The 13628-nt window shown below is 56.5% G+C and carries 12 protein-coding genes; 9 read left to right on the plus strand and 3 right to left on the minus strand.

Annotated features, from left to right (window positions below; genetic code table 11):
• The 9 genes from KUF54_RS07770 (at nt 1) to KUF54_RS07810 (ending at nt 10380) form a co-directional block, all read left to right on the plus strand.
• Nucleotides 1-2181: an ATP-binding protein gene (locus tag KUF54_RS07770; RefSeq protein WP_219346055.1), complete on the plus strand. Its 2181-nt coding sequence runs from the start codon at nt 1-3 to the stop codon at nt 2179-2181.
• Nucleotides 2182-2198: 17 nt separating this feature from the next.
• Nucleotides 2199-2861: an RluA family pseudouridine synthase gene (locus KUF54_RS07775; protein ID WP_219346056.1), complete on the plus strand. Its 663-nt coding sequence runs from the start codon at nt 2199-2201 to the stop codon at nt 2859-2861.
• Between the two features lie 326 nt (nt 2862-3187).
• Nucleotides 3188-4309 carry a high-affinity branched-chain amino acid ABC transporter substrate-binding protein gene (locus tag KUF54_RS07780; protein ID WP_219346057.1) on the plus strand — a complete coding sequence of 374 codons (1122 nt, stop codon included), beginning with the start codon at nt 3188-3190 and terminating at the stop codon, nt 4307-4309.
• 97 nt (nt 4310-4406) lie between these two features.
• A complete protein-coding gene (livH, locus tag KUF54_RS07785) occupies nt 4407-5330 on the plus strand; it encodes a high-affinity branched-chain amino acid ABC transporter permease LivH (protein ID WP_219346058.1) in 924 nt (307 codons plus the stop codon).
• Complete coding sequence (locus tag KUF54_RS07790; protein ID WP_219346059.1) at nt 5330-6568, plus strand: high-affinity branched-chain amino acid ABC transporter permease LivM; 1239 nt, start codon at nt 5330-5332, stop codon at nt 6566-6568. The genes livH and KUF54_RS07790 overlap by 1 nt, the downstream gene beginning before the upstream one ends.
• A gap of 55 nt (nt 6569-6623) precedes the next feature.
• A complete protein-coding gene (gene livG / locus KUF54_RS07795) occupies nt 6624-7391 on the plus strand; it encodes a high-affinity branched-chain amino acid ABC transporter ATP-binding protein LivG (protein ID WP_219346060.1) in 768 nt (255 codons plus the stop codon).
• The gene (locus tag KUF54_RS07800; RefSeq protein ID WP_370627590.1) at nt 7391-8104 is read left to right on the plus strand and encodes an ABC transporter ATP-binding protein; all 714 of its coding nucleotides are present in this window, start codon (nt 7391-7393) and stop codon (nt 8102-8104) included. Before livG ends, KUF54_RS07800 begins: the two co-directional genes overlap by 1 nt.
• Nucleotides 8105-8203: 99 nt before the next feature.
• Entirely contained in the window at nt 8204-8959 is a 756-nt protein-coding gene (locus KUF54_RS07805; RefSeq protein WP_219346061.1) for an SDR family NAD(P)-dependent oxidoreductase, read from the plus strand.
• Between the two features lie 437 nt (nt 8960-9396).
• Entirely contained in the window at nt 9397-10380 is a 984-nt protein-coding gene (locus KUF54_RS07810; RefSeq protein WP_219346062.1) for a tripartite tricarboxylate transporter substrate binding protein, read from the plus strand.
• A gap of 160 nt (nt 10381-10540) precedes the next feature.
• On the opposite strand, the gene KUF54_RS07815 is transcribed toward KUF54_RS07810, so the two are convergent.
• The 3 genes from KUF54_RS07815 to pobA all read right to left on the minus strand — a co-directional run bounded on the left by KUF54_RS07815 (nt 10541) and on the right by pobA (nt 13490).
• Entirely contained in the window at nt 10541-10978 is a 438-nt protein-coding gene (locus tag KUF54_RS07815) for a universal stress protein (protein WP_219346321.1), read from the minus strand.
• A 284-nt stretch (nt 10979-11262) separates the two neighbouring features.
• Nucleotides 11263-12018, minus strand: coding sequence for a 2OG-Fe dioxygenase family protein (locus tag KUF54_RS07820; protein ID WP_219346063.1), 756 nt, complete (start codon nt 12016-12018; stop codon nt 11263-11265).
• Between the two features lie 296 nt (nt 12019-12314).
• The gene (gene pobA, locus KUF54_RS07825) at nt 12315-13490 is read right to left on the minus strand and encodes a 4-hydroxybenzoate 3-monooxygenase (RefSeq protein WP_219346064.1); all 1176 of its coding nucleotides are present in this window, start codon (nt 13488-13490) and stop codon (nt 12315-12317) included.
• Nucleotides 13491-13628: the final 138 nt, after the last annotated feature.

Consider the following 13628-nt stretch of genomic DNA (forward strand, 5'->3'; position numbering starts at 1 on the left):
ATGAGCAGCCCCAGTCAAGCGCCCCCAAACTCCACCGACGCATCAAGCGATCTGCCCCTGCACGCCTTGCTGGCACCTACAGCAGCTGCACCCGTCATGGTCACCGAGATACGACCCATCGTCCCCGATGACGATGATCCTTTGCATGCACTGGTGGCAGAACTGCGCAACTACCAACACGAGTTGGAGTTGCAAAACGAGGTGCTCAACTACAGCCAGGCGGTTGCGGAAAGTGCCTCGGAACGCTTTGAAACGCTGTTTGCCAGCATTCCCCTGCCTCTCTTGGTGGTGGATGAATACGACTTGGTCGTCCAAGCCAATGCAATGGCACACCGGGCGTTTCAGCCCACAGAAAAAGACCGGCTGCTGGTGAATTTCAAGCCTTTTGTGCACGCCAAAGATGCTCAACGCGTGCAGCAGGCCTTCGCGCAGGCGAAAACCGCAGGTCGCGCGGATGTGCATGAAGTTGTTTTCCAGATCACCGAAAGCTATGCCCTCTGCGGTGACTTGCATGTGGCTGGCGTTGTCGTGCCCCAGCAAAGCGGCCCGCCCACTTGGCAGTATCTGTGCGCTGTAGTGAACCAAGGCCCACTGCTGGCCGAACGCAAAACCCTGCAAGAGCGCAACCAGCAACTACACACTAGCGAGCGGCGGCTGGAGTCAGTCATCAACTCCTCGCTGGACGCGATCATCTGTGTCGATCAGCGCCAGCGCATCACCGTTTTCAATCCCACGGCGGCCGCCCTTTTCTTGTGCTCTCCGCAAGATGCGCTGGGCAGCCCGCTAGAGCGATTTCTTCCTGACTCCTCTCGCGCCCTCGCCTTTGCCTCGCTGACTACGCAGGCCGTGCTGGGCGAAATGACAGGCATGACCATGAGCGGGCGAGAGATTCCAGTTGAGATCAGCGTCTCCTTTGAGCACCACAGCAGCGGCGACACCACCACCACCATTTTCGCCCGCGACCTGACAAGCCGCAAACGCTCTGAAGCCCAGCGCAGCGCACTAGAGACGCAATTGCGCGAATCGCACAAGATGCAGGCCGTAGGTACTATGGCTGGCGGCATTGCCCACGACTTCAATAACATCGTGGGCGCCATTTTGGGCAATGTAGAGCTAGCTAAGGCTGATAACGCGGGCAACCCCGCAGCCATGGAAAGCCTGCGCGAGATTGAAAAAGCCGGGCGCCGCGCCCGTGATCTGGTGCGCCAGATTCTGACCTTTAGCCGAAACGACCTGCCCGAACGCCGTCCCGTGCAGGTGCAAGAAATTATGTCCGACACGGCCCGCCTGCTGCGCGTTAGCTTGCCGCCCTTCATCGGATTGCAGCTGCTTGAGGTCGACAATCTGCCCCCTTTGATGGCCGACCCCACCCAAGTGGAGCAGGCCTTGTTCAATCTCTGCAACAACGCCATGCAGGCTATTGGTAGCCAACGCGGTCTCATCCAGATGCAGGCCATGCGCATTACTCCAGACAGCTACCAATGTGAGCGCTTGGGCCTGCCAGTGGCCCAATACCTAGCCTTCATCGTGCAAGACTCTGGCCCCGGCATGGATGCTGTGACCCAGCGGCGCATCTTCGAGCCGTTTTTCACCACCAAGCCCGTGGGCCAAGGTACAGGCCTGGGTTTGGCCGTGGTACACGGCGTGATGCGCACGCATGGCGGCGCTGTTGATGTGCAAAGTGAACTGGGCAAAGGCAGCTGCTTTACGCTGTATTTCCCTTTGAGCGATACGCCTGCTGACTATGTCGAGCCCCTTGCGTCCAGCGCTTCAAAAGCCGTGACACTACAAGTCGACTCCCCCGAGCCACATACCTCGCGCCATGTGATGTATGTGGATGACGATCAGGCGCTGGTCTTTCTCTTTAAACGCCTGCTGCGTCGCCGGGGCTACCAAGTCTCGGGCTTTATCGATCCGCACGAGGCCATACAAGCCTTGCAGGCCGCGCCTTATGAGTACGATTTGATCGTCACCGACTACAACATGCCCGGCTTCAGCGGGGTGGACTTACTTAAGCAAGCATTGCAAATCAACCCGAACCTGCCGATTGCACTGGCATCGGGCTATGTCACGGCAGAAATTGAGCAAGCTGCGATTGCGGCTGGCGCCAAAGCTCTGATCCACAAACCCAATGATGTGCAAGATTTTTGCGTGACGGTGCATGAGCTGCTGAACCCTTGAGTTTTTTGATGACCTTGATGAGTGAGTTGAACTGTGTCTATGAAGACGAGCACCTGCTGGTGCTCAACAAACCTTCGGGCTTGCTCTGCGTGCCCGGACGCGGCCCGGACAAGCAAGACTGCCTGAGCCTGCGCGCGCTGCAGCACTATGGCAATGCGCTGGTAGTGCACAGGCTAGACCAAGCCACATCCGGCTTAGTCGTTATGGCCCGCAGCTTAAGCGTGCAGCGCCAGCTCAGTCAGGCTTTTGCTGAGCGCCAAGTCAACAAACGCTATATGGCCGTGGTGGCTGGCACGCTGCAGGCAGACCCCAAAACCGCCGCAGAAGATGGCTGGCAACTCATCGACCTGCCCATTGCCGCTGACTGGGAACGCCGCCCACTGCGCGTCATCAATCATGAAACTGGCAAAAGCAGCCAGACGCTTTGGAAAGTTATGGAACACATCACCCACCAAGGTATGCACTGCACCCGCGTGCAGCTAAGCCCGGTGACCGGCCGCACCCATCAACTGCGCGTGCATATGGCCGCCACGGGTCATGCCATTTTGGGTGATGCGCTTTACGCCAGCGGGAATGTCCTAGCAGGCAGCCCACGCCTTTTGCTACAAGCCACCGATTTGGAGTTCACACACCCCGTCTCAGGCGAGGTAGTGCTGCATCAATGCACCCATGATTTTTAAAGCGCATCAAAAATAAACTCAGCTCAAACAATTTAACGTTGCCGCGCTGCAACATTGATAGCAGGTTTAAAGGTCTTTTTTCGCCTCTATTGGGTTGATGGGTGGCGCAAAGATCTGCGCAGTTATGCATTTCATGCCTAAATGAATGCTATCCCATAGCCCTTATAGGTGGGCTGCTATGCAGTGCATAGCAAAAACGGTTCAGCTGCACCACCCCCTGCATACCCTGTTGCCTTCAGCAACCACTCGATTAATCTGGACTTCTTTGCGCAAGCTGCATCTGCAGATTTGCGTTTTACGAATATTCCGATTCGAAGGAAGTCCTCATGAGCACTCCGTTCCGCTTGCAAGCCATTGTTGCAGCCTTGGGTCTGGCTAGCGCCGCTTTGGTATCTACCGCCGCAAACGCCCAAATCAAGATCGCCTTGGTCATCCCCACCACAGGCCCTGTGACCCAATACGGCGACATGGTCAAAGAAGGCGCGACCACTGCTGTTGAAATGGCCAACGCCGCCGGCGGCATTGGTGGCAAGAAGATTGAACTGGTGCCCGTGGATGACGCATGTGAACCCAAGCAAGGCCCTGTCGCCGCCAACCGCGTAGTGAACAGCAAGATTGGCTATGTGGTCGGACCCGTCTGCTCGGGTGCATCCATTGCCGCCGCCCCCATCTACAACAACGAAGGCGTGGTGGTGGTAACTCCATCTGCAACATCGCCTGCGCTGACGGATGGCAAAAACTACCACTTCATCTTCCGGACCATCGGCCGTGATGACCAGCAAGGCCCAGCCGCTGCCAAGTTCATCGCTGAAAAAATCAAGCCTAAGAAGGTTGCCGTGCTGCACGACAAGCAGTCTTACGGCCAAGGTATTGCCGCCTCTGTTCGCGCTGACCTGCAAAAAGCCAATATTCCAGTCGCGCTGTTTGAAGGCGTCAATGCTGGTGACAGCGACTACTCCGCCGTCATCACCAAGCTCAAGGGCGCGGGCGTGGACTTTGTCTACTACGGCGGCTACCACCCCGAAATGGGCCTGCTGCTGCGCCAAGCTGCTGAGCAAGGCCTGAAGGTCAAGATGATGGGCCCTGAAGGTGTGGGCAACCCTGAAGTCAACGCCATTGCCGGCCCGGCCGTCGAAGGCATGCTGGTCACCCTGCCCGCAGACTTCTCTGCCAACCCCAAGAATGCAGCCGTAGTGAAGGCTTTTGCTGACAAAAAGCGCAATGCTTCGGGCGCCTTCCAGCTGACATCGTTCGCAGCAACTCAGGCTATTTTGGCCGGCATTAAGGCTGCGGGTGACAAACCTGCCAAGGTAGCTGACTGGCTGCACAAGTCGACTGTGGACACGGTGCTCGGCCCCGTCTCTTGGAACAAGCAAGGCGATTTGAACGCTTTCGACTTCCAAGTGTTCCAGTGGCACAAGGACGGCAGCAAGTCGCTGGCCAAGTAAATCCACCGCTTTTTCCGAAGTTGCATGGTTTAGGCCATGCCTTCGGATACTTGCAATCTGGCCCTCGGGCCTTTTCCTGTTTCAAGGGTGGCGTTACATGTCAGACTTTCTCCCTCAGCTGATACAACAGCTTTTCAACGGGCTCTCACTCGGAGCCATTTACGCTTTGATCGCCATTGGCTACACCATGGTCTACGGCATCATCGGCATGATCAATTTCGCCCACGGTGACATCTACATGCTCGGGGCCTATATCGGCCTCGTTACGCTTTCGGCAGTGGGCACGCAAAGCGGCCTGCCTATCTGGGCCATCATCGGCCTGATGCTGGTGGTCTCGGTCTTCGTCACCGGTGTCTATGGCCTGGTGGTCGAACAAGTCGCGTACAAGCCGGTTCGACAAAGCCCACGCCTTGTGGCGCTGATCTCGGCCATCGGCATGTCCATCTTTTTGCAAAACTGGGTGGCTTTGGGCCAAGGCGCACGCGACATGGCTGTGCCTTCGCTGCTGCCGGGTGCCGTCAACTTCCACATGGGTGATTTCGAGGTCTTCATCCCCTACACCCGCATACTCATCGTTGCCGTGACCGTGGTGCTGATGATTGCCCTGACCCTGTACATCAAGCATTCCCGCATGGGTCGTGCCTCGCGCGCCTGCGCCCAAGACATGCACATGGCCAACTTGCTGGGCATTGATACCAACAAAGTCATCTCCTTCACCTTTGTTCTGGGTGCCGTGCTGGCCGCTGTGGGCGGCGTATTGATTGCGCTGGCTGTGGGCAAACTCAACCCCTACATCGGCTTTTTGGCCGGCATCAAGGCCTTTACGGCAGCGGTGCTGGGCGGTATTGGCTCGATTCCCGGTGCCATGCTCGGCGGCGTGATTTTGGGAGTGGCAGAGACTTTTGCCGCAGCCTATATCTCGTCAGAGTACAAAGACATCGTGGCTTTTGGCCTGCTGGTCACCATCTTGATGTTCCGCCCCTCAGGCCTCTTGGGCAAACCTGAAGTGGAGAAAGTCTGATGAAGTACAGCTTTTCCGCCTCCTTTCGCGATGCACTGATTGCCACGGTGATGACGGCCATTGTCGTCACCCCCGTCTTCAGCCTGCATCTAGAACGCGCCGGCATGCGCACCCAGATCGCCCCTGACTGGCGCTGGACGATTTGGGCCTGCGTCATTGTCTTCATCGGTCAAATGCTCAAGCCGCTGCTCACCGGCAAGATGCCCAAGGTCAACCTGCCGCCACTGCCGCAAATGAAGTCGGGCACCCGCAATGTCGTCATCTTCGTGGTGCTGATGATGGCCGCTTCCTGGCCCTTCTTCGCCGGCCGCAATGCGGTAGACATTGCCACACTGGCCATGATTTACGTGATGCTGGGCTTGGGCCTGAACGTGGTCGTGGGCTTTGCCGGTCTGCTGGACTTGGGCTTTGTGGGTTTTTACGCCGTGGGCGCCTACACCTACGCCCTGCTCTTTCACTGGGCTGGCTGGTCATTCTGGGAGGCACTGCCACTGGCCGGTGCAGCTGCAGCGCTGTTTGGCTTTGTGCTGGGCTTTCCGGTACTGCGCCTACGCGGTGACTATCTGGCCATTGTGACGCTGGGTTTTGGTGAAATCATCCGCTTGTTGCTGGTCAACCTGACCAGCATCACTGGGGGCCCAGACGGTATCTCCAGCATCCCCAAGCCCACGATTTTTGGCCTGCCCATTACACGCACCCCAGCCACCGAAGGTGGAACCACCTTTCACCAATTCTTTGGCTTGGAGTTCAACTCCATGCACATGGTGATTGCGCTGTACCTGATGGCGCTACTGCTGGCCATGGTGACGCTGTTTATCAGCAATCGCCTAATCCGCATGCCCATTGGCCGCTCTTGGGAAGCCCTGCGCGAAGACGAAATCGCCTGCCGCTCGCTGGGCATGAACCCCATGAAGATCAAGCTCTCAGCCTTCACGCTGGGTGCCATGTTTGCAGGCTTGGGCGGCGCTTTCTTTGCCGCGCGCCAAGGCATCGTCAGCCCCGAGTCCTTTACCTTCATCGAATCTGCACTGATTTTGGCCATCGTGGTGCTGGGCGGTATGGGCTCGCAACTGGGCGTCATCATCGCCGCCATCATCTTGACCGTGCTGCCCGAGCTCGCCCGCGAATTCTCTGAATACCGCATGCTGATTTTTGGTCTGGTCATGATTTTGATGATGGTCTGGCGCCCGCAAGGTCTGCTTCCTATGAAGCGCCATCATGTGGAGGTGAAACCATGAACCTGCACTTGATCGCTATCATTTCAATAACTACAAATACAGCTAGGACAACGACATGAGCGAGTATTTGCTAGAAGTCAAAGACCTGTGCATGCGCTTTGGCGGCCTGCTGGCGGTAGACCATGTGGGCTTTAACGTGCGCCCGCAAGAAGTCTTTGCCATCATCGGCCCTAACGGCGCAGGCAAGACCACGGTGTTTAACTGCATCAGCGGTTTCTACCAGCCCTCAGAGGGCTCCGTCATCTTGAACGGGCAAAGCATTGCCGGACAAAGCAGCCACCAGGTGGCAAACCACGGCGTGGTTCGCACCTTCCAAAACGTGCGCTTATTCAAAAGCATGACAGCTCTTGAAAACCTGCTGGTCGCGCAGCACCGCACGGGCCGGGTCAACCTGATCAGCGGCCTGTTCAACACACCCGCTTATCGCCGCGCGGAAGAGGAAAAGGTCGAAAACGCCTTGCAATGGCTGGACGTCATGGGCCTGCGCCAATTTGCCAACCGCGAAGCAGGCAACCTGGCCTATGGTCACCAGCGCCGCCTGGAGATTGCGCGCTGCATGATTACCAAGCCCCGCGTGCTGATGCTCGATGAGCCCGCCGCCGGTCTGAACCCGCAAGAGAAAAAAGACCTGCAGCAACTCATTGACCAGCTGCGCAAGCAATACGGCGTGGCCGTGCTGCTGATTGAGCACGATATGGGCTTGGTCATGGGCGTGTCTGAGCGCATTTTGGTCATGGAATACGGCAAGCCCATCGCCATGGGCCTGCCGGAAGCCATTCGCAATGATGAACGGGTCATCAAGGCCTATTTGGGAGAGGCTTGATGAGTCAGCCTATGTTGCAACTGGAGCAGGTCTCCACCCACTACGGCGCCATCTGCGCAGTCAACCAAGTGAGCTTGCATGTCAATCAAGGCGAGATCGTTACCTTGATTGGCAGTAACGGCGCGGGTAAAACCTCGCTGCTAATGACCTTGTGCGGCAACCCACGAGCCAGCAGTGGACGCATTATGTTTGAGGGCGAGGACATCACCCAGATGTCTACCCATCACATCATGCGGCGCGGCATTGCCATCTCTCCTGAAGGCCGGCGCGTCTTCAAAGACCTGACGGTGACAGAGAACCTGCAAATGGGCGCTTTTTTTCTGAACAAGAGCGAAATCGCCGAGGGCATTGAGCATGTCTTCAAGCTCTTTCCCCGTTTGCAAGAACGCGCCACGCAGCGCTCGGGCACCATGTCCGGCGGCGAGCAGCAGATGCTGGCCATTGGCCGTGCGCTGATGAGCAAGCCTCGCCTGCTGCTGCTCGATGAGCCCACGCTGGGCCTGGCCCCGCTGATCATTGCGCAGATCTTCGAGATCATTCAGACCATTCGCGCTGCGGGCGTGACGGTGTTCCTTGTCGAGCAAAACGCCAACCGCGCCTTGCAAATTGCCGATCGCGGCTATGTGTTGGAAACCGGCAAGGTGGTGCTCGAAGATACCGGAGCCAACCTGCTGAGCAACGACGATGTGCGCAAGGCTTACTTAGGCCATTGATCAAAGCACTTATTTGAAGTGTTCCAACCAAGCCCCGGCTGATTTCAATCTGCCGGGGCTTGTCTATTTCTGCTGTGAATCACCCGTAAGATGACTTGAATGAACAAGCATCTGACAATTTTGACGGGCGGCTCCCGCGGCATGGGCCTAGCAATGGGGCAGCAACTTCTGGCTCAAGGCTATCACGTCTTAAGCATTGCTCGCAACAGCAGTTCTGCGCTACAGTCCAGCGCCAGCAAGCCTGAGCAGCTATTGCAATGGGAGCAAGACCTAGCCCAAAGCGCGGCAGCTGCGCAGCGCCTAAGCGCTTGGCTGGCTACGCTCAAAAGTAGTGGCTGGGCCAGCATTACCTTGATCAATAACGCGGGTGTGATTCCGCAAATTGCAGCGCTGTCCCAAGTCTCAGCCGCTGACATGATCAACGCCCTGCGCGTGGGCCTTGAAGCACCTATGGCACTAACCAGCGCTTTTCTGGCCGCCACACAAAGCTGGAGCATCCCGCGCAAAGTGCTCAACATTTCCTCAGGCCTTGGCCGCCGCGCCATGGCATCACAAGCTGCGTACTGCACCACCAAGGCAGGCATGGACCAGTTCAGCAGCTGCGTCGCGCTTGAAGAAGCTGCCAAGCCCAATGGAGCACGTATTGTGTCGTTAGCGCCGGGCGTGATTGATACTGACATGCAGGTGCAACTGCGCAGCGCAGCGGCTACCGACTTTCCTGATGTGGCGCGCTTTGCAGGCCTGCATACCAATGGGCAATTGACCTCTACAAACGATGCGGCCGCCCGCGTTCTGGCATGGCTTGATCGCGCCGATTTTGGCGAGCAAGTCATTGCCGATGTGCGTCAGCCCTGAGTATTGGACTCAATAAAAGCATAGCTACTAGTGCTTTATTAGCGTGCTATTTTCGATGTAAGTCCTTGCAAGCCGCTTCAAGCTCTTTCAAGCCCATTGCGCATGGCAGAATGTTTCGACTGTGTCAAACAGCAATCCGCGCCCGTGGGCCACAACGGCAGCGACACCTGATCGGTACGCTGCCTCCGTGCTAGTACAAGCAGCAACCCTGCCGTGCAGCGCGCGCGAATAACAGCCTGCCATGCCTGTACTGCATGGCAAGCCTTTGCGGTAAAGATAAATACCCATTGATGGCGGAACCACCCTCCCCGATCATCGAAAAGCCCACCTTCCGTGACGCTGTTTTCTGGCTTATCCGCCAAGAACATCAGCAGTGACTGCGCCGCCCTTTTTTGCCGCGTAGCGCTCCCCCCATAGTCTCTGGAGTTTTCTTTTTCATGTTTCGCCAAATCCTCATCAGCACAGCCTTCATCGCAAGCACAGGCTTGAGCTTTTCTGCCGCTGCACAAGACCTCGCCAAAGACTATCCGAACAAACCGGTTCGCATGATCGTTCCCTTCCCTCCAGGCGGCGGCACCGATATCTTGTCCCGCGTGATTGCCAGCAAGCTCACTGAAGTTAGCAAATGGAGCATCGTGCCTGATAACCGCGCCGGTGCGGGCGGCACCATGGGCATTAGCGAAGCCGTCAAATCTGCCCCCACGGGCTACGACATGGTCATGGGCCAAAAAGACAATGTGGTTTTAGGCCCCTATTTGTACAAAAGTCTGCTTTGGAACCCCACACGCGATCTGACGCCTGTAGCCCACGTGGCTTACACCCCCATCGTGATTGCCACAGCAGCCAACTCGCCCTACAAAACGCTGGCCGATGTGATTGCTGCTGCTAAGAAGAATCCTTCAAAGATCACTTACGGGTCACCGGGCAACGGCACCAGCATTCACTTATCCGCCGTGATGCTGGAAAAAGCCGCAGGCATTCAACTCACGCATGTGCCTTACAAAGGCTCCAGCCCTGCCATGATGGATGCACTGTCTGGCAATGTGGACCTGCTGGTGTCTTCCGTGCCCTCGGCCATCGCCCAAATCAAGGCCGGCAAGATGCGCGCCATAGCCGTAACATCCGCCGCCCGCTCCAGCTCGTTGCCTGACACGCCGACTCTGGCCGAATCTGGCCTCAAAGGCTTTAATGTGAGCACCTGGTACGGCATCTTCATGCCTCGCAACACGCCCACGCCCATCGTGAACAAGGTCAACGCTGAAGTGAACAAGCTGTTGGCCATGCCTGAAGTCAAGGAAGCTATCTTGACCCAAGGCGCTGAGCCTAAGGCCATGAGCGTGCAGGCGTTCAACGACTTCTTCCAAGCTGACTTCAAGGCCAACAAGGCCATTGTTGAGGCTTCAGGCGCTAGTATTCAGTAACCCCCTGAGCGGCTTTGCCGCTTCCCCCAAGGGGGACGACATCCTAGCTGCGGGGCGGCCCTTGCTTGATGTCTCTGGTTTTGGGGCATGCCTTTTTTTATGCCTCGCCCTGAAATGCAAAAGACCTCCGAAGAGGCCTTTTGTTTAATGTGGGCTGCTTTTATTCACGCACAACCAAGACGGGGATCTTGACCGCACCCAGCACGCGCTGGGTGACGCTACCCAGCATCAGCTTTTCCAGTCCTCGGCGGCCTTGCGAGCCCATCACGATCAGGTCTGCACCTACGCTGACCATGGTGCTCACAATCCCTTCGTGCACCCCATGCGCCTCGCTCACCAAGGTAGTCACGCTCTGGCCCTCTTCTTGCATGATGGCTTTAACGAGATTGAGCGCTGTATCTGCTTCCGCCGTGGCGGCACTCAGGTATTGCGACTGGCCATAGGCAAAGTCTGCGCCCACGCCGGTGAAGGGATAAGGATCCACTACATAGACCGCCGTGACCGAACTGCCAAACACCTTGGCAAGTTCTGCCGCCTTGCGCGCGGCTAAGAGGGACGGCTTGGAGCCATCGACCGGAACCAAAATATGATTGAACATGGACATATAGGACTCCTTTTCAATTGAGGACGGTTGATGCAACAAAGCATTTGCACAATGTCACTTGCGCCAATTAGAGCCGCTTGCACGACCGAGAAAATGCCCCAGTTAACGCCAATAAATCAAGGTTTGCGTTTGTGACTATGCGCTAAATTGCAAGCAGCACAAAAGTACGATAAGGCAAAGCAACGACGCATTAAGGGTTGGGTTAGCGACTCTTAAGATCTCTACTGTGCCTTCATCATGCCTGAGCGTATTGCGCTAAATCAACCGCAAAATTTCGCCTATAAATTAGCGCCCTGAAAGTTTCCACGTCGATAGGTCAGCACTAACGTGTCCCGCACACCGCCGGGCTCAGTTGGCTGAATAGGCGTGGTTTCATGAATCATGCGCGCATCGTCGAGCAGCATCACAGACCAAGGCTCAGTCAGCGTAAAGCGCTGTCCGCTTGGACCTGCGGCTTCGAACACGCGGGTCTCACCGCCCTTTACGCCTTGGCGATTGACCAGCAAAACCGCCACCAAGTCCACGCCATCACGGTGTGCGCCTTCAGGCGTGGGGCGGCCAATGCCGTCTGTGGTGTCGATGCGAAACTGATGCGCTTCCACAAACCAACGCTGCGGCAAGTCATTGGCGCAGAAAACTTGATCAGACAACTGCCCCAAAGCATTAATCATCTTTAGCCAAGCTGGGTTTTGCACAGTTGCATCCAGCATGGGATCAAACAAGCGCTGCATGCCACCGTGCAAAGCGTTGTACTCCACAGGCTGCCAGTGGGCGCGGTGCGGCACTTGCTGCACGGCACTGCCCTCGCTCACAAAGCAGGAGTGGCGACGGCGGCGGTAACGGCCACCGTCTTTCAAAAAAGCATCAGGCGGCAGACCCTGCCAGTCCGCATCTATCACGTGCAAATCACTCACATTAAGCCCCATCCACTGGGCAAAGACCTCTGGCTGCAGCACTGCATAGCCACTGGTACGTAAAGACTGAGCCGCCTTAGCCGCTGCCGTGTAGGGAGGGGAAAATATGATGTGCGTCATAAGGTGGGCAAGCTTACTCCTCACGGCCGTGCTCGGCGGCGATACCACATCAAAATTTACGCAAGGCAGCAGTCCACAAATTGCATGAATGAAAAACTGCCTGCATCGCTCTTAGCAATGCAGGCATTTTAAGACTACGACCCGTAATGACACGGGCAATTAGAGCAGCTAACACAACCCAGTAAACCGAAGGTTTACGTTTGAGACAAGGCGCGAAGCCGCAGGCAGTACATGAGTACGACAAGGCAAAGCAACGACCTATCAAGGGTGGTGTTAGCGGCTCTTAATCCACAGGCTTACACCAATGGCAGGCCTACATAGTTTTCAGCCAGCGATGTAGAACCCGCTTCAGAGTTCACGATGTAGTCAAGCTCGGCTTCTTGCATCTTGGTATTGAACTCGCCCGCTTCTGGGAAGTTGTGCAGCATGGAAGTCATCCACCACGAAAAGCGTTCAGCCTTCCAGACGCGGCGCAGCGCCTTCTCAGAATAAAGGTCGATACCGGCTTCTGAATTGTCCTTGTAATACTCCACAAAGGCTTGCGACAAATAGCCTACGTCGGATGCTGCCAAGTTCAGACCTTTAGCGCCCGTAGGCGGCACGATGTGCGCTGCATCACCCGCCAGGAACATACGTCCAAAGCGCATGGGCTCAGTGACAAAGCTGCGCAGGGGGGCAATGCTCTTTTCCAGCGAAGGGCCAGTTACCAAATTGGCGCGGGCTTCGGGGTCGAGACGCTTTTTGAGCTCTTCCCAGAAGGCCTCATCGCTCCAGTCTTCGACCTTGTCGGTCAAAGGCACTTGCAGATAGTAGCGGCTGCGGGTGGCGCTGCGCTGGCTGCACAGAGCAAAGCCACGCTCGGTATTGGCATAGATCAACTCGTGCGAGACGGGAGGCGTATCCGACAGCAGGCCCAGCCAGCCAAACGGATAGACCTTCTCAAACGTCTTGATCTTGTCTTGCGGTGCGCTTGCGCGGCAAATACCGTGAAAACCGTCACAGCCGGCGATGAAGTCACATTCGATCTCGTGTACCTGACCATCCTTTTCGTAGCGAACCTTGGGCTTGGCGCTCTCGAAATCAATGGGTTGTACATTGTTGGCCTCATAAACCGTGGTCAGACCTTCTGCGGCGCGCACGTCCATCAGATCACGCGTGACTTCGGTCTGGCCATACACCATGACGCGCTTACCACCCGTCAGGTCATGCAGGTTGATGCGGTGACGCTTTCCCTTGAACAGCAGCTCAATACCATCATGCGGCAAGCCTTCCTCGTTCATTCGTTCGTCTGCACCTGCTTGCTTGAGCAAATCCACCGTCACCTGCTCAAGCACCCCTGCACGGATACGGCCCAGCACATAGTCAGCACTGCGTTGCTCGATGATGATGTTGTCGATGCCAGCCTTGTACAGCAATTGACCCAGCAAAAGTCCTGAAGGACCGGCTCCGATGATGGCGACTTGTGTACGCACGATATATGTCTCCTTGTGATAGCTCAGAAAAGGCGTGAATCAGTGCCTTCTGTGCGGCACCAATGTCTCAGTCACAAGATTACGTTTTGTGTTGAATCAAACCCAAGAGAAGATGCCCTGAATTGCGCGACAATCGCA

Origin of the sequence: Comamonas sp. Y33R10-2, from assembly GCF_019355935.1 — a bacterium.
Lineage (GTDB): Bacteria > Pseudomonadota > Gammaproteobacteria > Burkholderiales > Burkholderiaceae_C > Comamonas.

What these genes read in the sequence shown, in the direction of transcription:
- KUF54_RS07770 (WP_219346055.1), top strand. Translation starts at nt 1, where the DNA reads ATGAGCAGCCCCAGTCAAGCGCCCCCAAACTCCACCGACGCATCAAGC.
- KUF54_RS07775 (WP_219346056.1), top strand. Translation starts at nt 2,199, where the DNA reads ATGAGTGAGTTGAACTGTGTCTATGAAGACGAGCACCTGCTGGTGCTC.
- KUF54_RS07780 (WP_219346057.1), top strand. Translation starts at nt 3,188, where the DNA reads ATGAGCACTCCGTTCCGCTTGCAAGCCATTGTTGCAGCCTTGGGTCTG.
- livH (WP_219346058.1), top strand. Translation starts at nt 4,407, where the DNA reads ATGTCAGACTTTCTCCCTCAGCTGATACAACAGCTTTTCAACGGGCTC.
- KUF54_RS07790 (WP_219346059.1), top strand. Translation starts at nt 5,330, where the DNA reads ATGAAGTACAGCTTTTCCGCCTCCTTTCGCGATGCACTGATTGCCACG.
- livG (WP_219346060.1), top strand. Translation starts at nt 6,624, where the DNA reads ATGAGCGAGTATTTGCTAGAAGTCAAAGACCTGTGCATGCGCTTTGGC.
- KUF54_RS07800 (WP_370627590.1), top strand. Translation starts at nt 7,391, where the DNA reads ATGAGTCAGCCTATGTTGCAACTGGAGCAGGTCTCCACCCACTACGGC.
- KUF54_RS07805 (WP_219346061.1), top strand. Translation starts at nt 8,204, where the DNA reads ATGAACAAGCATCTGACAATTTTGACGGGCGGCTCCCGCGGCATGGGC.
- KUF54_RS07810 (WP_219346062.1), top strand. Translation starts at nt 9,397, where the DNA reads ATGTTTCGCCAAATCCTCATCAGCACAGCCTTCATCGCAAGCACAGGC.
- KUF54_RS07815 (WP_219346321.1), bottom strand. Translation starts at nt 10,978, where the DNA reads ATGTTCAATCATATTTTGGTTCCGGTCGATGGCTCCAAGCCGTCCCTC.
- KUF54_RS07820 (WP_219346063.1), bottom strand. Translation starts at nt 12,018, where the DNA reads ATGACGCACATCATATTTTCCCCTCCCTACACGGCAGCGGCTAAGGCG.